At 49.5% G+C, this 18,812-nt stretch carries 19 protein-coding genes; 7 read left to right on the top strand and 12 right to left on the bottom strand.

The window, feature by feature from the left end:
- Positions 1 to 4: 4 nt before the first annotated feature.
- The 5 genes from B5F07_RS12185 to B5F07_RS12165 form a co-directional block, all read right to left on the bottom strand.
- Entirely contained in the window at positions 5 to 1,117 is a 1,113-nt protein-coding gene (locus tag B5F07_RS12185) for a helix-turn-helix domain-containing protein (RefSeq protein ID WP_162613123.1), read from the bottom strand.
- A 282-nt stretch (positions 1,118 to 1,399) separates the two neighbouring features.
- Entirely contained in the window at positions 1,400 to 3,082 is a 1,683-nt protein-coding gene (locus B5F07_RS12180; RefSeq protein ID WP_087161564.1) for a phospho-sugar mutase, read from the bottom strand.
- Between the two features lie 347 nt (positions 3,083 to 3,429).
- On the bottom strand, positions 3,430 to 3,693 hold the full coding sequence (locus B5F07_RS12175) for a Txe/YoeB family addiction module toxin (RefSeq protein ID WP_087161563.1): 264 nt from the start codon (positions 3,691 to 3,693) through the stop codon (positions 3,430 to 3,432).
- 7 nt (positions 3,694 to 3,700) lie between these two features.
- On the bottom strand, positions 3,701 to 3,964 hold the full coding sequence (locus B5F07_RS12170) for a type II toxin-antitoxin system RelB/DinJ family antitoxin (protein ID WP_087161562.1): 264 nt from the start codon (positions 3,962 to 3,964) through the stop codon (positions 3,701 to 3,703).
- 82 nt (positions 3,965 to 4,046) lie between these two features.
- Positions 4,047 to 5,153, bottom strand: a complete 1,107-nt coding sequence (locus B5F07_RS12165; RefSeq protein ID WP_087161561.1) for a helix-turn-helix domain-containing protein — start codon at positions 5,151 to 5,153, stop codon at positions 4,047 to 4,049.
- A gap of 152 nt (positions 5,154 to 5,305) precedes the next feature.
- On the opposite strand from B5F07_RS12165, the gene B5F07_RS12160 reads away from it, so the two are divergent.
- Positions 5,306 to 7,321, top strand: a complete 2,016-nt coding sequence (locus tag B5F07_RS12160; RefSeq protein ID WP_087161560.1) for a right-handed parallel beta-helix repeat-containing protein — start codon at positions 5,306 to 5,308, stop codon at positions 7,319 to 7,321.
- 15 nt (positions 7,322 to 7,336) lie between these two features.
- Here the strand turns inward: B5F07_RS12160 and B5F07_RS12155 are convergent, their stop codons facing one another.
- From B5F07_RS12155 to B5F07_RS12140, 4 genes are read right to left on the bottom strand one after another with little or no spacing between them, the layout of a single operon-like run.
- Positions 7,337 to 8,569 carry a hypothetical protein gene (locus B5F07_RS12155; protein ID WP_330397807.1) on the bottom strand — a complete coding sequence of 411 codons (1,233 nt, stop codon included), beginning with the start codon at positions 8,567 to 8,569 and terminating at the stop codon, positions 7,337 to 7,339.
- Positions 8,553 to 9,440 (bottom strand): ABC transporter ATP-binding protein, encoded by an 888-nt coding sequence (locus tag B5F07_RS12150; protein WP_087161559.1) that lies wholly within the window; start codon positions 9,438 to 9,440, stop codon positions 8,553 to 8,555. Before B5F07_RS12150 ends, B5F07_RS12155 begins: the two co-directional genes overlap by 17 nt.
- Complete coding sequence (locus B5F07_RS12145) at positions 9,421 to 10,185, bottom strand: hypothetical protein (RefSeq protein WP_087161558.1); 765 nt, start codon at positions 10,183 to 10,185, stop codon at positions 9,421 to 9,423. Before B5F07_RS12145 ends, B5F07_RS12150 begins: the two co-directional genes overlap by 20 nt.
- Positions 10,182 to 10,715, bottom strand: coding sequence for an RNA polymerase sigma factor (locus B5F07_RS12140; protein ID WP_087161557.1), 534 nt, complete (start codon positions 10,713 to 10,715; stop codon positions 10,182 to 10,184). Before B5F07_RS12140 ends, B5F07_RS12145 begins: the two co-directional genes overlap by 4 nt.
- A 472-nt stretch (positions 10,716 to 11,187) precedes the next feature.
- Here B5F07_RS12140 and B5F07_RS12135 point away from each other — a divergent pair, with 472 nt between their 5' ends.
- From B5F07_RS12135 to B5F07_RS12110, 6 genes are all read left to right on the top strand, one after another.
- Positions 11,188 to 12,150, top strand: a complete 963-nt coding sequence (locus B5F07_RS12135; protein ID WP_087161556.1) for a 3-hydroxyacyl-CoA dehydrogenase family protein — start codon at positions 11,188 to 11,190, stop codon at positions 12,148 to 12,150.
- An 18-nt stretch (positions 12,151 to 12,168) separates the two neighbouring features.
- Entirely contained in the window at positions 12,169 to 12,858 is a 690-nt protein-coding gene (locus B5F07_RS12130) for a response regulator transcription factor (protein WP_087161555.1), read from the top strand.
- 83 nt (positions 12,859 to 12,941) lie between these two features.
- Positions 12,942 to 13,859, top strand: a complete 918-nt coding sequence (locus tag B5F07_RS12125) for an ATP-binding cassette domain-containing protein (protein WP_242972517.1) — start codon at positions 12,942 to 12,944, stop codon at positions 13,857 to 13,859.
- Entirely contained in the window at positions 13,852 to 14,724 is an 873-nt protein-coding gene (locus B5F07_RS12120; RefSeq protein ID WP_087161553.1) for an ABC transporter permease subunit, read from the top strand. The genes B5F07_RS12125 and B5F07_RS12120 overlap by 8 nt, the downstream gene beginning before the upstream one ends.
- A 113-nt stretch (positions 14,725 to 14,837) precedes the next feature.
- Positions 14,838 to 15,755: a sensor histidine kinase gene (locus B5F07_RS12115; protein ID WP_087161552.1), complete on the top strand. Its 918-nt coding sequence runs from the start codon at positions 14,838 to 14,840 to the stop codon at positions 15,753 to 15,755.
- 89 nt (positions 15,756 to 15,844) lie between these two features.
- Positions 15,845 to 16,810 (top strand): CPBP family intramembrane glutamic endopeptidase, encoded by a 966-nt coding sequence (locus B5F07_RS12110; RefSeq protein WP_087161551.1) that lies wholly within the window; start codon positions 15,845 to 15,847, stop codon positions 16,808 to 16,810.
- A 215-nt stretch (positions 16,811 to 17,025) separates the two neighbouring features.
- On the opposite strand, the gene B5F07_RS23290 is transcribed toward B5F07_RS12110, so the two are convergent.
- From B5F07_RS23290 to B5F07_RS12100, 3 genes are all read right to left on the bottom strand, one after another.
- A complete protein-coding gene (locus B5F07_RS23290) occupies positions 17,026 to 17,937 on the bottom strand; it encodes an FAD-dependent oxidoreductase (protein ID WP_275533119.1) in 912 nt (303 codons plus the stop codon).
- Positions 17,934 to 18,239, bottom strand: a complete 306-nt coding sequence (locus B5F07_RS23095) for an oxidoreductase (protein ID WP_275533120.1) — start codon at positions 18,237 to 18,239, stop codon at positions 17,934 to 17,936. The genes B5F07_RS23290 and B5F07_RS23095 overlap by 4 nt, the downstream gene beginning before the upstream one ends.
- Positions 18,240 to 18,393: 154 nt before the next feature.
- A partial coding sequence (locus tag B5F07_RS12100; protein WP_140398011.1) for an RNA-guided endonuclease InsQ/TnpB family protein occupies positions 18,394 to 18,812 on the bottom strand: 419 nt, incomplete at its 5' end.

Below are 18,812 nucleotides of genomic sequence, written 5' to 3'. Positions count from 1 at the left end.
ACTTCTATTTACTGTAGCTTTCTATGTACCTGTTCTGTGTCCGATACTCATTCGGGGTCATCCCGTAAAAATGTCTGAACTGCTTTCCAAAATGGCTTTGAGAGGAGAAGCAAAAATATTCTGATATGATAGAGATCGGATATTTTGAATATTTCAACAGGTTTGCGGCATGTTTACAGCGTTCCTTCATCACATACTGCTGGATCGTCATCCCTTCGCTTTCCGAAAACTTTCTTGCAAGATAGCTTCTGCTCACTCCGATCGCCGGCGCGATATCCCCGACCTTAAACGGCTTCCTCAGATTTTTTGCAATGTAATCCTTACATTCCTCAATATAGGTAAGGTGGCTCAGCTGCTCTTTCGCCTCATGTACCTTTTCCGTATATTCATATTGTGCCTTCATTCCCAGAAGCATCATATCCTCTATGCTCTTACACTTTTCCAGCTTCCGCAGGTACACATCCGACATCTCATAAGACAATTCCGGATTCAATCCGCCCTCTATTGCCGCGCGGGACAACAGCACGATCATAGATACGATCATGTACTCCCACTGCTTTGCATTATTTTCCGCTACCGCCCCGACATTATTCATATCAAATCCATCGGCACTCAGGATTTTCTTCATAGATTCCATATCGCCTTCCATCACGATCCGGCGAATCTGGTTCTCCGTTTCAATACTGTTATGCCCCCTGTCAAATTCGGACTGCTCAAGCTGATAATTCTCCACATCACTTTCCGGCGTCCATCTGCTGAACTCCCCGTTTTTCGTGACCAGCGGCAAATGATAGTACTCCACATCTTCCCCCGTAAAGTGATAAAATGCCATGACCAGCAGTTTGGAAAGCTTCTCTACACTGATGTATGAAATATCCGTCTGTGCAAATACAGGATGCCTGTACTTATATGATCTGATCTTTTCCTGTTCGATCGTTTTTCTGGCAGCCGGCCCGAAGATACAACAGGTTTTTTCCTGCTTAAAAAGTCCGTAGAAAATAAACTCTTCCTCCAGAAATAAAACCGGCCATTTCTGGCTCTTTACTGCACTTACAATTCCGTCGGCAAAAGACGGGTCTGATCTGACAGATACCTGACACCGCCTGGGTCTTACCATCTGTATATACTCTTCTCCAAATTCATAAATAGAGACTGGAACTTGAAATAACTCATACAACTTTTCCAGAAATACACTATCCATTTGTGATCATTCCCTTCCCGGTACTGTTATAGCTTTTTACCGTCCGATCCATAAGGATTTCATACAAGTAAAAACGGGGAGCGCACTATCTGACATTCCCGTACGCTCCCCGGTCTTATTCTTTCTTCTGTCCTTTTCTATGAAAACTTTCGCCTGTTTCCAGACCGCTTCTTCAACATTCCTGCTTCTACAGTATCCCTACGCCATGATCGGCTTCATAGCCTCTGCCAGCTTGTCCTTCTCAGCCTGCGCCTCATCCAGATCTTTTCCGAGAGTCGTGTAGTAGATCTTGATCTTCGGCTCTGTTCCGGACGGGCGGACGATAACCGTCTCTTTATTCTCCAGCTTGTAGATCAGGACATTTGCCGACGGAAGACCTGTCTCCTCCGGCTTCGTGTAGTCTGTCACAGATACTACCTTGTATCCTGCGATCTCTGTCAGCGGTTCCTCACGCAGTTTCTGCATGATGCCTGCCATCGTGTCCATTCCACTGAGTCCCGGGAATTCAAAGCTGTCAACCTTGTTGAGATAACGTCCGTACTCTGCGTAGATCTCTTCCATTCTCTGTTTCAGAGAACTTCCGATACTTCTGTAGTAAGCCGCCATCTCGCAGATCAGCATGGAGCCGATGACAGCGTCTTTGTCGCGTACATACGGCCCTGCAAGGTATCCGTAGCTCTCCTCGAATCCGAAGATAAAACGGTCAACCTCTCCGGCCTCTTCCAGCTGTGCGATCTGATCTCCGATCCATTTGAATCCGGTCAGCACACTTCTGAGCTCTACTCCGTAGTGCTCTGCGATCGCATCTGCAAGCGGAGTGGAAACGATGGATTTCACTGCCACCGCATTCTCCGGCATGGTACCTTTCTCGATCCTTCCTGCGCAGATGTAATCGAGAAGAAGAACTCCAACCTCATTTCCGCTCACCAGCTCATAGGAGCCGTCCGGGCACTTCATGGCGATACCCACACGGTCTGCATCCGGGTCTGTGGCGAGCATCAGGTCCGCGCCTGTCTCTTTTGCCAGATTCAGTCCCTGCTCCAGAGCTGCGAAGATCTCCGGGTTCGGGTAACTGCATGTTGTAAAGTAGCCGTTCGGATACTCCTGATCCGGAACGATCGTGATATCCGTGATGCCGATGTCTTTTAATACCTGTGTCACAGGCACGAGACCGGAACCGTTGAGCGGGCTGTAAACAAGCTTCAGCCCTGCAGTCCTGCAGAGACCCGGACGAACCTGTCTGGACTCGATGGCATCATAAAGCGCTCTCTTGCAGTCGTCGCCCACAAAGCGGATCAGACCTTCCTCAACGCCCTGTGCGAATGACATGTATTTTGCACCTGTCAGCACGTCCGTCTTCTGGATCTCATCGTAAACGATCGCTGCCGCGTCGTCCGTCATCTGGCATCCGTCCGGTCCGTATGCTTTATATCCGTTGTATTTTGCCGGGTTATGGGAAGCTGTCACCATAACTCCTGCATTGCAGTTATAGTAACGGGTTGCAAAAGAAAGTGCCGGAACAGGCATCAGTGCATCGTAGATCCTTACCTTGATCCCGTTTGCCGCCAGAACGCCCGCCGCGTTCTTTGCAAATACATCACTCTTGATACGGCTGTCATAGCTGATCGCCACCGTCTGTGTACCGCCCTGGGTCTTTACCCAGTTTGCAAGTCCCTGTGTAGCCTGGCGCACAACATAGATGTTCATCCGGTTCGTACCTGCTCCAAGAACGCCTCTGAGTCCTGCTGTTCCGAATTTCAGCGCCACAGCAAAACGCTCTTTGATCTCATCGTCATTTCCTTCGATCCGGGATAATTCCGGGTTCAGATCCGGGTCTTCCAGGTCTGCTTCCATCCAGCGCTTATAATCTTCCTGATACATTTTAACCACTCCTACTACTTTCTTTTTATATTTTTTGTGTAAATAATACAACACCTGCTATTAATATACCATGTTTGAAGCGGATGGGCAATGAAAAAGGGGAAATCCGGTCACTTTTCACAACTGTGCGAAGTTTCCGGCAGAAGAGCCCCATACTGCCACGGCGGCCGCGCTTTCGCTCGGGAGCGGAGCGCAGCGGTACATAGGACCGCAAAGGACGCGGTCCAAGGACCGGCGCTCCACTACGGGCCTTCATGGCAGCATGGGGCTCTTCTGCCTGGGCAACGGCGCAGATAGGAAAAGAAACCGGATATTTACAAGATGGAAAGAGGACGGATAGCCGTCCTCTAATCGTCGTAGTGTCCTCGGCATGAGATTATCAAAACCGCATGATCTTCCACCACATAAACCAGTCTGTGTTCTCCATCGATACGTCTGCTCCAAAAGCCGGAAAGCTTCCCCTTCAACGGTTCCGGCTTGCCTATTCCTTCAAACGGACTACGCACAACATCTTTTATTAGTTGATTTATCCTTTTCAGAATTTTCTTGTCCTGCGCCTGCCAATAAATATAATCCTCCCATGCATCAAAATCCCATTGCAATTTCTTCATCTGCAGACTACTCCTCTATCAGTTCATGCTCCGCCAACTTTAACCGTCCGGCTTTATAGTCTGCCATTTTCTGTTCCAGATAACGAATATTGCTTTCTGAATAGAACGGGTCGACTGAAACCTCAAAGGGAATCCGTTTCTCTCTTCCGACTTTTTTCGCAAATATCGTAAATGCTGCACTCATGGAAAGCCCCAATTCAGAGCAAACCTGTTCCATGCTCTTTTTTACATCAGAATCCAGTTTAAAATTCACGTTTACTGTCTGTGCCATATCCAACACTCCTTTCACATCTATATTATATGCAATTATAAATAAAAATGCAAGTTCTCTTCTTTATTTTTTCTTTTTATAACTATGCAGAATGGCGCCGGAATTCGGATGGGGTCATGCCATATTTTTCTGCGAATATGCGGTTGAAATAGTAACGGTTGGAGTAGCCCATCTTTCCGCATATCTCTTCAATGCTCAGATCCGTGTCTTTTAACAGCACTGCGGCTTTCTGGACGAGGAACTCTCTTCCGAACGCAAGAAGGGTCTTTCCGGTAAGCTTCTTTACGATCCTCTCCACGTAATCTCCGTGATAGCCGGTGATCTGCTCGATCTCTCCCCGGGAAAATAGTCCGTCTTTTTTTCTGTACGCCTCGGTGATCTTCCAGATGACCTGTTCCTCGTTTGAAAGCTTTGCCCGGTGTACTTCCCCGCGGTAGATGCGGCTGTCCTCCAGCATCTCAAAAAAACGGCACAGCAGAGCTTTCATCATGTGGCATTTGCCGGATCCCGTCCCCGCGATCTCCGTGATCATCTGATTGACGATCCCCAGAGCAGACTCTAAAAATTCCGCATTTTTACATCTGTAATCTGCATACACTTTTGCGTCGTACATCGGATTTTTCCGGTTGTTTGAGAAGAACACATCAAATACCGTCCTGATCGGATGCGGATTGCCCAGACGGTCATAATAGTAATTTCTGTCAAAGACGTCATGGATGTACTCTTCTTTCATCAGGACTAGCAAGATCTCCGCATTTTTTTCCATAAACTCGAGATGATGGATATTTTTGTTGCACAGACAGCAGTCTCCCTGATGATAGACGACAAATTCGTCCTCGATCTTCATCGTCAGTTCTCCGGAAAGTACGAAAGTCAGCTCATAAAAATTGTGAAAATGCTGTTTTTCCGTCTCCGTGGCAGCTATGAATTCTGCATATGACGATCCTGTCAGTACCTTGGAGTTTTCACTGAATTCCTGATAAACATAAGTATCCGCTCTCACATCCACAGATTTGTACAGAATAAGATAGGGCATGTTTATATCAAAGGACTGATATACGGAGCCATCCTCATCGTGAAGGATCAGATGCGTATAATTCATGTCGTCTGCCCGGATGATCCTTCTCCCGGAGATATCATCCTGCTCCCTGGTGTTTTCCTCTTTGGTAAAAGTCGATTTCAGATACATTTTATGTATTCCTTTTCTATTTCCGATATTATTTAACTTATATCACGATTATATAATAAGCCCGAAGGCACATCAAGCGCGTTTAGCCCTGACTGTTTTATCCCTGACATGAAACAGCAGGAAAAATACGAAGAACAAGGAGGAAAATGTCCATGGTTATCTATGTAGATGTCAACGCAGGAAAAGACGGGAACGGAAGCAGGGAGTATCCTTATAAGCATATAAACGACGCAGCCCGGGCTGCATGCCCCGGCGATGAAGTAGTCGTTGCCCCCGGCGTCTACCGCGAATATGTAGACCCGCGAAATGCCGGACGTGAGGATGCAAGGATCACATACAGAAGCGAGATCCCTCTGGGAGCTGTCATCACAGGAGCGGAAAAGGCGGAAGGCTGGCAGCACTTTCAGGGTAATGTATGGATGCTCTGTGTGGACAACGGGATATTCGGCGCATATAACCCTTACACCACACTGATCATGGGGGATTGGTATTTCGGACCGTTTGTAAGGCACACGGGCGCAGTCTACCTGAACGGGCGCCAGTTCTATGAGACGCAGACACTGGAGGAGTGCATAAAAGGCGAGACCTATATCCACTCCTGGGAGCCGGAATGGTCTGTATACAAATGGTATACCGAACAGGACACAGAAGAGAACAGAACCGTGATCTACGCAAACTTCCAGGGAAAGAATCCAAATGAGGAAGATGTGGAGATCAATGTCCGGCGCAACTGCTTCATGCCTTCCAGGACAGAGATCGGATATATCACGGTAAGCGGTTTTAACATCAATAAGGCCGCAACCACATGGGCTCCGCCTGCGGCGTACCAGGACGGCATGATCGGTCCCCACTGGTCGAAGGGCTGGATCATCGAAGACTGCGAGATCAGCAACAGCAGATGCTGCGGCATCTCCCTGGGGAAATATTATGACCCGGAAAATGATCACTATTTCACAAGAAAACATGTAAAAAGTCCGACACAGATGGAGCGGGACGCCGTGTGCAGGGGGCAGTATCACGGCTGGACGAAAGAGCGCATCGGAAGCCACATCGTGCGCCGGTGCCATATCCACCACTGTGAGCAGACAGGAATTGTGGGAAGGATGGGCGGAGTTTTCTCCACCATAGAAGACAACCATATCCACCATATCAACTGTATGCAGGAGCTGGCCGGGGCCGAGGTGGCAGGGATCAAGCTCCACGCGGCGATCGATGTCACGATCCGGAGGAACCACATCCATCATTCGACGATCGGGGTCTGGTGCGACTGGCAGGCACAGGGAACACGGATCTCCCAGAACCTCTTCCACGACAACCATGCCCCGGATGAAAAGATTCCCCTTGTCCCGGGCGGAATGTCAAGCTGTGATGTATTCGTGGAAGTCAGCCACGGTCCGACTCTGATTGACAATAATATCTCTCTTTCCAGGGTGTCATTCCAACTCGCCACCCAGGGCTGCGCACTGGTCCACAACCTGTCCCTCGGCGCAATGAATTCGATCGGAAGCGGTACGGACATGGCTTTGAAAGACGGAACCATGACTCCCAGATATACGCCTTATCACATCCGCCACAGGACAGAGGTTGCGGGAATGATGACGATCCTCCACGGCGACGACCGTATATACAACAATATCTTTATCCAGAACTGGCCGGTAAAACCGGCGGAAGAAACAGAAGATATGGGATTCGTCAAGTATGACACCAAAGTGCAGGGAACAGGGGTATTTGACGATTACCCGACCTACGACGAGTGGATCGTCCCCTTTGAACTGGAGAATCCCCAGCCTGATATGGGCGCGATGCAGGACTATCATTTCGGAAAGCTTCCTGTATGGATCAACGGGAACGCATATTTCAACGGTGCAGTGAACTGGAAGAACGAAAAAGAAAAATTTATCGCTTCCGATGATGTGAAAGCCTGTGTAAAGCTCACAGAAAAGAACGGGAAGTATTATATTGAGACAAATGTCTACGAACTCCTGAAAAACTGGACCACCGGCATAATCGACAGCGATACTCTCGGGAAAGCCTTTGAACCGGAGCAGCGCTTCGAAGAGCCGGACGGAAGAGCGATCATCTTCAACAGAGATTACTTTGGTGATCCCCGCGGATTGAACGCCCTTCCGGGACCCTTTGCAGAAGGTTTTACAGAAAAAGAAGTGTAGAACGGATATCTCCTGCTACCTGATCTGCGTTCTCCGGTATACAAGGAACAGAACCGGAAATACCAGGCAGAACAGGATCAGGTACAGCGGGATGATGACTGTTACCCCGCCGAATATACCGCCGCCGATATGGTAGAGGCTGAAATCTTCCAGATTTTTATTGATGGACAGAAGCTGGTCCGGAAACAGTGTCATGATCCGTGCAAAGGCTTCCAGCCGTCCCACAAAAGGCGGAACGCAGGTCAGTATAAACGGGACCGTGATTGCAAATACCGTGGAACGGGTTTTTGCGGAGACCAGCATGGCGAGTGTTGTAATAAACAGGCTTCCCACGTATCCGCCGGCGGTACTGAGCAGATAATCCTGAAAATACGTAATATTGTAGATACTGTTCCAGTTGCTCACCCCGGTCTGCACCGCACAGTTTCCCCCGCCAAATCCCAGTACAGCCAGTACGATAAAGCCAAACAGGAACACCGTGCTCCAGTACAGGACAGTTGTGATCAGAAAACCCGCGCCCATTTTGGAGAGAATGGCCTTTCCCCTCCCCAGTCTTGCGGAAAAGAAAATCGAGTCTGCTTTCCAGGCAAATTCATCGGAGAAGATTCCGGATACCAGAAATCCGGTAATCAGAACCGTAATCATCATCAGTGTGGGAAGATACTGGGAATCCATCAGCGCCTTCCATCCATCCGCATACTCATAGTACAGAGGTGTATCCAGACTCTCATACTTATTAATCAGCCATTCTTTTTCTTCTTCCGTGAAACTGTCTGTTACATCATCGCTGTTCAGATAGTCTTTCAGCCCGGCAATTCTCTGCTCATAAAAGCTCCCCGCCTCGTCCTCCGATACACTGTTGATTCTGTAGTAGTCATAATTTTCCATTTCTCCAAAGGCAAGGTTGATCATCTCCCGGATATCGGCAAATCCCTGCGCCTCTGCAGCAGCCTTATTGTTCTCCTGCGCATCTTCCGACTGCGCTTCCGGGGAAGCGGAAACCGCCGCATTTTCCTCAATGACCTGCCTTATGACATCCTCAGTCAGATATCCTTTGTACTGATTCTTTTCTGCCCGCAGACTTCTGGCCGCCGATATGCCTGCGGATGAATTTCCGTCCGCATCAATATACTTCACATCTCTTATAGTCAGAATACTCCCTATGATCAGAACTGCCGCCAGGATCAGAAGGGCAGCTTTATTTAAAGGTTTTGAAAGAACTTTTTTTATTTCAAATAACAGCATCATGAACACCCGCCTTTTCTCCGAAATAATACAGAAATACATCCTCCAGATTTGCCTCCTCCATAACCGCATCCGGCAGGGGCTTTTCTCCGGAGATAATCCTTAATTCCACGCCATGGGCTTCGGATTTGATATTGGAAATCTTATACCGCTTCATCAACGCCGGAACATCCGATTTTGCCGCATAACACTTCCACACATTTTCCTCCATGGAACCGATCAGTTCATCGGATGTGCCCTGATGAAGAAGCCGTCCGTCCTTCATCAGCCAGATCTCGTTGGCGATATACTCCACATCAGACACAATATGTGTGGAAAGCAGCACCAGCCGGTCCTCGGAAAGTTCGCTGATCAGATTCCGAAAACGGATTCTTTCATTTGGATCCAGACCTGCCGTAGGTTCGTCCAGAATCAGGATCTTCGGGTCGTTCAGCATCGCCTGTGCGATTCCCGCCCTGCGCTTCATTCCGCCGGACAGCTTTTTCATTTTTTTGTTCGCCGCTTTGGAAAGACCGACCTTTGCAGTCAGTTCCCGCACGCGCCTTTTTGCCACCGCCGGCCGGAGCCCTTTCAATGCCGCAATGTAAAGGAGATAATCTTTCACCGTAAACTCCGGATAAAATCCGAAATCCTGAGGCAGATATCCCAGCAGCCTGCGGTAATCTGCCCCCATTTTAAAAACATCTTTCCCGTTGCAGATGATCCTCCCTCCGGTAGGCTGCAGCAGCGTGCAGATCATCCTCATAAGAGTCGTTTTTCCGGCGCCGTTTACACCGAGCAGACCATAGACCCCGTTTGTCATGGTGAGATTCATATGGTCGACTGCCGTAAAATCGCCGAATTGTTTCGTGAGATTAATCATTTTCAGTTCCATCTGTGTTTTCCTCCCATATCTTACTGCACTGACGGACGGACCGGTATGCAGTAAATACCATAAATATCAGAGCAATACCAAAAAGTGTGACCCATACAGGAATCGTGATGGCAGCGTAGAGCTTTTCATCCAGCAGGACAAACCACCAGAGAGCGCTCCAGATCATACACATTCCGATGGCGATCACTTCGTTGAACGCCCGTCTGCTGCACAAAATGCCAAAACAGATGCAGGCGGTGACCACCATGGGAAACAGAAACTGTATCAGAAGATCCGTTAAGGATAATTTCAGCGAGACGGATGCCGCCGCACAGAATACCGTGAGAATGGCAACATCTGCAATGCCAAACAGCAGCATTCTCGCAGAGTAAACCTGGCGGAGCGAATAATAGGTGGCAGATTCGATCTCCATGCACTGATTTGTCCTGTTTTTCCAGAGTTCCGGAATGATCAGAATAATAAACAGCGCCGCCGCGACTCCCATACTTCTGTATGCATACAGGGCGTCGTCTGCAAGAGGGAACACCGCCCATAAAGCGACCAGAACCAGGATCTGGAAGAGCCACCATCTTTTCTTTATCATCCGGAACTGTATATACAGGAAAGAGCGGTAAGACAATATTTTCTCCGCTTCGGCATGAAGGAAGTTTTCCTTCGAAGTCTCAACCGTTTCCCTTATCTTCTCTTCTCTGGGATTCATTTCTTTTTTCCCTTTATACTCCCTGAGCTGTTCATCCAGATTCATTCTTCCGTCTCCTCCTTTCCCAGCAAATCCTGCAGGCGGCTTCTGGCCTGCGTCAGCCGGTATTTTACCAGTGACAGCCCGATTCCCAGAAGTTCTGCGATCTCCGTCAGTTTCATTTCCTGAAAATAGTACAGCTCAATCACTTCCCGGAATTCAGCCGGGAGCTGCTCCAGCGCCCATTCCAGCGTAACCTTGTCCGTGATCTTCTTCTCCTGGTCTCCGGAGGCCTCTATTTCTGACATTTTTTCATCATCAATGGAAGCCGGTTTCTGCTGCTTATAATAGTTTTTACACAGATTTCCTGCTATGGTGTACAGATAATTTTTTGTTTTTCCTTTATGACGATAATCAGACAATTTTGTGAAGAAGCTGGCGAAAGTCTCCTGCGTCAGATCTTCGGCATACTCCGCATCGGAGCAGTGATATCCGCAGTATTTCAGGATATCTCCGTAATATTTTCGGACAAATGTATCAAAAGCTTCATCGTCGCCCTGCTTCATCTTTCTGATCAAAAGAAAATCAATATCCACAAAATCCTCCTTTCCCGTCTGTTGAAGTTCAAAACGTTTATCCCTTTCTATCGAGTATAACAACTGAGGAGGGCAAAAAGTCAGGATGGATAAAAATTTTTCGACAAAAGGAAGTTAACAAGGATATACTCCTTTTGAAATGAGGTGAACAGCTTGAAGTGTACCCTGATGCATAAACGGATCGCTGTGGCGGAGATGGAATTGGATGACGCCACCGGCTTCATACGCTTGCCATAAGCCAGGCACCGGTGCAGGAACATTCTACGGAGGATGATATGAAAGAAAATATTGCCGCAGATTATGCTCCAGAAATGTAAATCCCACAGGGGCCGGCGTGATAAGTCGTAAATCACGCCGGCCCCTCTTATTTTCCTTGCCATCCCCTCACCCCCGCGCTACAATATCCCTGGAACGTAATGTACACAGATCTTTCCGTACATCACGCCCCAATTACAGGAAAGAAGGGATACATATGTCAACTGACACAAAGAAAGCCGCTTCCGTGGGCTGCGGCGTTATCGGCTACAGCTGGGCGCTCAAATTCGCCATGGCGGGCTATGAGACCTACGCATGGAACCGCAGTGAAGCATCCTCGGAAGGCGCCAGAGCCAACGTGGAGGAAAGCCTGAAATCACTGATAAAAAACGAAGTGCTCACAGAAGAGGATGCACAGAAAGTAAGGGAACGCATCCACTACACGACCTCCATTGAGGAAACAGTCCGGGACGCGGCGTTTATCCAGGAATCTTCAGCAGAACATTATGAGGTAAAGCACGAGCTCGTAAAGGAGATCGAGAAGTACGCTCCTGCAGATACGGTAATCGCAAGTTCCACCTCGGGTCTGCTTGTCACAGAGATTGCAAAATATGCAGAACATCCGGAGCGTTTCGTCGGCGGCCACCCCTACAATCCGCCTCACCTCATTCCCCTTGTTGAAATCACGAAGGGCGATAAGACCTGTGACAGCGCAGTGGAAAGAGCGAAGGCATTTTATAAGGAAATCGGAAATGAGCCTGTGGTCCTGCAGAAAGAAGCCCTCGGATTCATCTGCAACCGGCTGCAGATGGCGCTCTACCGTGAAGTGTGCAATCTGGTGATGAACGGAGTCTGCACAGTGGAGGATGCGGATAAAGCGGTCACTTTCGGTCCGGGTATCCGTTGGGGGATCATGGGACCCTCTCTTGTGTTTGAACTGGGCGGCGGCAAAGGCGGCGTATCCGGTCTGATGAACCACCTGAACGACTCTATCACCCTCTGGCTCAACGACATGGCTGACTGGAAGGAATTTCCGAAGGAGTGGGCGCAGGTAGCGCAGGACGGAGTGAACGAGGAGCTGAAAAACCGGGCTCCCGAGACCGGAAACACCCGGGAATCTCTGGAAGAATACCGGGATAAGATGCTGATTCAGCTGCTGAAAATGCACGGGAAACTGTAACCGGAAGGAGACTCCCCATTGAATAAAATCTTAATCATCGAAGATGACACCGACATCAACAACATGACAGCCGAAGCCCTGAAAAAAGCAGGGTATGAATCCACCCAGGCGTTTTCCGGCACGGAAGGACTTCTGTATATTGAGAGAGAGCCCTTTTCCCTGGTGATCATGGATCTCATGCTTCCGGGATTAAACGGCGAGGATCTGCTCCCGAAGATCCGGGCAAAGCAGGACATTCCTGTTATTGTGATTTCCGCAAAGGACAGCATTGACAGCAAGGTGAACCTTCTGACTTCCGGGGCGGAAGACTATCTCACGAAACCCTTTGACATCCAGGAGCTCATCGCCCGGGTGGGAGTGCAGATCCGGCGCTTTGCCAGAGATTTATCCGGGAGCGGTTCACCGGAGGCGGATGTCCTCACCTTTAAGGAAATGGAACTTCATATGGATTCCTATTCTGTATCGGTCTGCGGGAAACCGCTCGACCTGACAAGGCAGGAGTTCAAGATCCTGGAACTTCTCCTGCTCCACCCGAACAAAGTATTTTCCAAACAGGACATTTACGACTATGCCTGGGATGATATTTACATCGGTGAAGATAAGACCATAAACGTACATATCAGCAATATCCGGAAAAAGCTGAAGGCGGTTACGGAAGAAGAATATATTGAAACCGTATGGGGGATCGGCTTCCGGCTGAAGAAATGATCTTTAACATTTCTTAAACTTTGCTTTGCGCTTTTTTAGAGGTTGACAGATAAGATAAAGAACGTAAAGCAAAGGAGGCATACATGATGGAATACTTGTTAAGTACAAACAGCCTGACCAAACAGTACGGCAGGCATAAAGCGGTAAATTCCGTGAATATCCACATCCGTCAGGGCGACATCTACGGGCTGATCGGCCGCAACGGAGCGGGAAAGACCACGCTCCTCAGGCTGATCAGCGGGCTGGCGTCCCCGACGGAGGGGGATTTTACTCTGTTCGGCGCGCGCGGAAAAGAAGCCTGCAGATATCTCTCCCGCGTGGGAACTCTGATCGAGTCTCCCGGCGTCTATCCGAATATGTCCGCGGCTGACAATCTCCGCCTGAAATGTCTGGCAATGGGCGTCCGCAGGAAAAATGAGGTGGAGGAGCTTCTCCATATCGCAGGACTTGCAGATACGGGAAAGAAAAAAGTAAAGAACTTCTCCCTCGGTATGAAGCAGCGCCTCGGTATCGCCCTGGCTCTTGTGGGAGATCCGGACCTGGTCGTCCTGGATGAGCCCATCAACGGACTTGACCCCCAGGGGATCGCGGAGATCCGCGACACTCTGTCCTGCCTCAACCGTGAGCGGAATATCACCCTGATTATCTCCAGTCATATTCTGGAGGAACTTTCAAAGATCGCCACCCGCTACGGCATCATCCACGACGGTGTGCTGCTCCAGGAGCTCACGCGCGAGGAACTGCTGGAAAGATGCAGTGAGCGGATCGAGTTAAAGACAGACGATACCCGGAAAGCCTGCACCGTGCTGGAACGGATGGGAATCACCCGGTACAAAGTCGTGGACCCGGATACCATCCACATCTTCGAGCGGCTGGGTGACAGCGGTGAAATTACCATGGCACTGGCGGAAAATCAGATCCGCACCATGGGCATTACCGTGAAAAATGAAGCTCTGGAAGACTACTACTTAAATCTCACAGGAGGTGACCGCAATGCTTAATCTGATAAAAATGGATCTCTACCGCATGTTTCACTCCCTCTCAACCTGGATCGTCCTGCTGTTTACCGCGGGAGCCGCGCTTTTCTGCGTTTCCATGGTAAACATCGATATAGAATCCATGGCGGAGGATCCTGCCTACCTGGAGGAAATGTTTGATGAAGCCCCCGCTGCCGAAAGCGCCCCGGAGGATCTGCAGATCGGACTCTATTCCGTGACAGACCCGAACTGGGTAAATGGAGACATCGACGCCGGAGAGCTGGTAGGCACACAGATACAGAGCGGAATTCTGGCGCTTCTGTGCATCATTTTCACCGCAGTATTCGTAAACGCAGAACAGAGAAACGGCTACGTCAAAAACATCGCCGGACAGCTGTCCAACCGCGGAATTCTTATATTATCCAAGCTTGCTGCGTGCGCGGTCCAGGTGCTGTTTATCATGGCAGTATTTATCCTGTCAACTCTGCTCTCCGGAGAGATCTTCTGGCATGGGCGGATTGTCGCAGGCTCTTTCTCAGACCTTCTTGCCTGCCTGGGAACGCAGTACCTGCTGAACATGGGGTTCTGCGCGCTGATTCTCCTTCTGTGTACTCTGACCAGAAGCTCCGCCTTCGGTATGACAGCGGGGATCCTCATGGTCCTCGGCGTGCTGTTTTCTGTCTACGCCCTGATCAGCCGGGGAATCAGCAGCATCCTGCCCGGGAAAGATTTCAACCTCAGCCTTTATATGCTGGAAGGGAATATTCAGATGGCAGGGATCGGCGCACCGGCCGGAACCATGCTGCGCGCCGTGGCAGTGGGATTAGTTTTCCTCATTGTATCAGCGGCAGCGGCCATGACTGTCATGCAGAAAAGGGATGTACGTTAAAGCCCTTTTTTCAGAAGTATCTGCGGTATGCAGCCACAAAATTTATCCGTGGAATTCATCCACGGATCTAAGAAATTATCTTGCAGAACACGAAACATACAGGAGGGACTTCTATGCTGATCTGGGCGCTGGCCGCAACTGCAGCGGCGATTATTTCCATTATCCTTTTAATCCTCTGCCGCAGGCAGATCCGCAAAATCATCCGGCAGCTGGATTTTCTGAAAAACAATCAGACCAATCTGCGGCTCACCTCAGATCTGCCCCTCCCGGAATTCAACGATCTGATCGATTCGGTCAACGACGTACTGGACCGTGAAAAAGAGAACCGCAGGGAGACGCAGAAGGAAGAGGCGCAGCTTCGGGAAACCGTCACCAATCTCTCCCACGATATCCGCACTCCCCTGACCTCCCTGGACGGATATTTTCAGCTCCTGAGCACAAGCGGGTCGGAGGAAGAACACCGGAAATATACTGCCATCATCCAGTCCCGTATCGCAAGTCTGAAGGATATGCTGGAAGAGCTCTTCACCTACGCCCGGCTTCAGGACGCCGGGTATGAGATGGATCTGGAGAGAACTGACTTTGCCGGCTGCGCGTTCGACACAACCTTTTCCTTCTACGATGAATTTCAGAAGAAAGGAATCGAACCGCAGATCGATTTCTGTGAAGGTCATCTCTTTATCCTCGGAAATGCGGAAGCCATACGCCGCGCCATGCAGAATATGATTAAAAATGCCCTGGTACACGGCAGTTCCTCCATCTCGCTCACCCTGGGAGAAAAAGACGGAATCGCCTTCTTCCGCTGTTCCAACAATACAGAACATCCGGAGGAGATCGATATATCACAGGTATTTACCCGGTTTTACAAAGCTGATTCTGCCCGGACACACACGTCTGCCGGACTTGGTCTCTCTATTGCCGGAGGACTCGTCGAAAGAATGGGCGGGGAGATCCATGCAGATCTTGAAGGGAATACCTTTATGGTTGAAATCCGTTTTCCTTTGGAGCGACCGCAGCAGAATCCGTCATAAGCTTTTCAGCATATTGCCTGCTCTGCTGCGTTGGGCAGGCATCGTCTATATTTCAGAAAATTTATCAAAAAATACGGAGAATAAAAGAAATGAAAACAGAAAATCAGAAACAGATTACTACAGCACGAGCTGTGGGCGGGTGCATTTTGTCTTTTTTTGCCCTGATTGCCGCACAGCTTCTCGCACTTCTGGCGGGGCAGGCTGCGGGAAATGCAGTCAGCACTGTGTTGGGAACTACGGCAGGAACTGCAGCAGAGTCTGTGGCGGGGACCATAACCGGTTCTATCATATCCAGTGTTATCTCCGCCATCCTTTATGTGGCAGCGGCATTGATCTTCATAAATCTTATCAGCAAAAAAATATTAAAAACTTCTCTTTCGGGCTGTCGGATCACTTTCCCGGTATCCGTCAGACCAATATGGGCAGTCTCGTCAGCGGTCATGCCTCTTCTCGTCATCCTGATGGTCACTCAGACTTCCGGCAGATGGATTATAACTGACATGAATATGGGAGAATTGATCTATACAGTTGCAGACGCAGTACTGTTTTACGGGATCGCAGTGGGGATCGTGGAAGAGATCACTTTCCGGGGAATCATCATGACTGCTCTGGAAAAGCGTTGGAATAAAGTCGCTGCCGTTCTTGTTCCATCTGTAATCTTTGCACTTTCCCATGTAATCGGTGCCTATCTGGATCTTCCCAGTATCCTCCAGCTTCTCATCGCCGGAAGCCTGACCGGGATCCTGTTTTCTCTTGTTACGCTGGAGAGCAGAAGTATCTGGAACAGCGCACTTATGCATGCGGTGTGGAATATCCTTCTGGTCGGAGGGATATTCTACATCGGTACGGAGAAAAATGACCTGTATATTTTCAATTATGTCTTAACCAGCCGGGATTTTCTGGTCACGGGAGGAGATTTCGGCGTGGAGGCGTCTGCATTTGCGGTTGCCGGGTATGGTATTTTTATTCTGGCGGCAGTTTTGATGATGAGAGGAAGGAGAAAGGCGGAAGATGACGATCCGGAAGAAAAGTCGGAAGCAAAACAGATTGTATGAAGCAGACTGATTTCTGCAAAGCTTCCGAAAAAAAATAGTGCCAAATCACCGATTTTTAAAGTGCCAAAGTATCGAAAAATAACTCACAGCCCGCAGAAGGTTTTTTCTCCTCCTGCGGGCTGCCCTGCTCCCGGTTCCATGTAAAAGCAATGTTCATTGACCGTTTTTTGTATTCTCCAGTAACCTCTTTTTTACAGTTTACAGGCTTGTCTCTCTCACAGACTTGTCGCCGCGTAGAATCCGTCTCTCACAGCCTCGCCGATCTTGCCGATCCGTGCGCTGTCTCCCACGACTCTCGTCTTGATGTGATATTTTTCCTTGATCTTATCTACCACAGACAGATCCTGGCGCATGCCGAATGCCGCGATAATCGTATCCGCCGCAATCTTCTTCTGTTCTCCGTCTTTTCCTTCCACTGTGAGGCCGCTCTCGTCCATCGCCACGACTTTCGTGTCCGTCATCAGTGTGACGCCTGACTCCTCCAGTTTCCGGAACAGTGTGATCTGGTTGATGAAGAATACATCTTTTCCGCACTGTGGAAGCATCTCCACAACCGTCACCTTTCTGCCCATCTCGGACGCCAGTTCCAGGGCGCAGTCCAACCCCGACGCACCGCCGCCGCAGACCACGATATTGTCGCCTTTGATCCTGTCAAGATCCCTATGCGCATCCAAAACAGAGATGACATTCTCCCCGTCAATTCCCGGGATGGCGGGCATCACCGGAACTGCTCCGCAGCCCACAATAATCCTGTCGCACTCTGCAAGAATATCCTCGTCTCCGGTAATTGCCGTATTCAGCCGCACATCCACATTCAGCTTCTCAAGCTGTACGGTATACCATTTTGTCAATATGTAATCTAGCGTCTCATAACAGCCCGCATCCACGTCAAATGCATCCACGCCTGCCGCTTCCAGGATCTTCAGAAGCTTCAGGCTGTCCTCCATTGTCCGTCCGCCCGGGAAGCGGTGATCCAGGGAAATACGGAAGATAACCGGCATGGAATTTCCGACCACGCTCTTGATCGCCTGGACAATCTCCACCGGGAACCTTGCACAGTTCTCCGGGCTTCCGCCGTACTCGTCTGTCCTTAAGTTCCATACCGGGGACATGAACTGGTCGATCAAGTATCCGGGAAAGCATTTCTTCCGGTTCCCGGGCTCACCTGACAGACGATCTTCGTCCCATATCTGTGCATGCCGTCACAAACCGAAGTCAGAAACGGGAGTACCGTATAGGAATCCAGGTAGCCCTCCATAGATTCCTGGGCGATCTTCTCGTTGAGCATCTGGCATCCCATGAAAATGATGCCTGCGCCGCCTTTCGCCCTCTCAATAAAATAATCGATCCCCTGTGCGTCTTTCCTTCCGTTTGTAAAAGCGGAGTTTGTTCCCATGGGTGACATACCGATGCGGTTCTTCACTTCCATGTTTCCCACTGTGACCTCCTCCCGCCACTTAACCTGACGGTTTGAAGTGGGAGCTTCCTGCTCATTAGCCCCAACGGGCTAAGTATCAACAGGCTATCCCCGCCGGCCCGGCGGTTCTTTTATTGTCCGGATACAGACATCTTTTTCCGCGCAGTTATGCGCATAATAACCGCTTTCCTTCCTCCCGGATATTGATTGCCGCGTTTACATCCCTGTCCATATGATTTCCACAGCTGCAATGATAGGTCCGCTCGGATAATTCCAGTCTTTCTTTCACCTTCCCGCATTTGCTGCACTTCTTGCTAGAGGGATAGAACCGGTCTGTCTTTACGAGTACCTTTCCCCGTTCTTCCAGCTTATAGGACAGCATGTTCAGAAAGCTCCCGTATCCATTATCCAACACACTTTTCCCGAAGTTCAGGCTCCGGCTCATTGCTTTCAGATTCAGATTCTCCACTGCTATAGCATCATATTCCTCTGCCAGTCTGAAGCTGAGCTTGTGAAGATAATCCTTCCTCTGGTTTCTGACCTTTTCATGGCGTCTTGCCACTTTACGCTTCTGCTTCTGGTAAT

The organism is Lachnoclostridium sp. An169 (assembly GCF_002160525.1).
In the GTDB taxonomy this organism is placed as follows: Bacteria; Bacillota; Clostridia; order Lachnospirales; family Lachnospiraceae; genus Mediterraneibacter; species Mediterraneibacter cottocaccae.
Note: the sequence above shows the minus strand (reverse complement) of the source record. Positions and strands in the feature narration are given on the sequence as shown.

Bases quoted from the DNA above. Each gene is read 5' to 3' on its own strand.
- B5F07_RS12120 (WP_087161553.1), top strand. From the start codon at position 13,852: ATGCTTAATCTGATAAAAATGGATCTCTACCGCATGTTTCACTCCCTC.
- B5F07_RS12145 (WP_087161558.1), bottom strand. From the start codon at position 10,185: ATGAATCTGGATGAACAGCTCAGGGAGTATAAAGGGAAAAAAGAAATG.
- B5F07_RS23095 (WP_275533120.1), bottom strand. From the start codon at position 18,239: ATGGAAGTGAAGAACCGCATCGGTATGTCACCCATGGGAACAAACTCC.
- B5F07_RS12150 (WP_087161559.1), bottom strand. From the start codon at position 9,440: ATGGAACTGAAAATGATTAATCTCACGAAACAATTCGGCGATTTTACG.
- B5F07_RS12170 (WP_087161562.1), bottom strand. From the start codon at position 3,964: ATGGCACAGACAGTAAACGTGAATTTTAAACTGGATTCTGATGTAAAA.
- B5F07_RS12135 (WP_087161556.1), top strand. From the start codon at position 11,188: ATGTCAACTGACACAAAGAAAGCCGCTTCCGTGGGCTGCGGCGTTATC.
- B5F07_RS12115 (WP_087161552.1), top strand. From the start codon at position 14,838: ATGCTGATCTGGGCGCTGGCCGCAACTGCAGCGGCGATTATTTCCATT.
- B5F07_RS12185 (WP_162613123.1), bottom strand. From the start codon at position 1,117: ATGGTAAGACCCAGGCGGTGTCAGGTATCTGTCAGATCAGACCCGTCT.
- B5F07_RS12165 (WP_087161561.1), bottom strand. From the start codon at position 5,153: ATGTATCTGAAATCGACTTTTACCAAAGAGGAAAACACCAGGGAGCAG.
- B5F07_RS12155 (WP_330397807.1), bottom strand. From the start codon at position 8,569: ATGATGCTGTTATTTGAAATAAAAAAAGTTCTTTCAAAACCTTTAAAT.
- B5F07_RS12175 (WP_087161563.1), bottom strand. From the start codon at position 3,693: ATGAAGAAATTGCAATGGGATTTTGATGCATGGGAGGATTATATTTAT.
- B5F07_RS12125 (WP_242972517.1), top strand. From the start codon at position 12,942: ATGATGGAATACTTGTTAAGTACAAACAGCCTGACCAAACAGTACGGC.
- B5F07_RS12110 (WP_087161551.1), top strand. From the start codon at position 15,845: ATGAAAACAGAAAATCAGAAACAGATTACTACAGCACGAGCTGTGGGC.
- B5F07_RS12160 (WP_087161560.1), top strand. From the start codon at position 5,306: ATGGTTATCTATGTAGATGTCAACGCAGGAAAAGACGGGAACGGAAGC.
- B5F07_RS12180 (WP_087161564.1), bottom strand. From the start codon at position 3,082: ATGTATCAGGAAGATTATAAGCGCTGGATGGAAGCAGACCTGGAAGAC.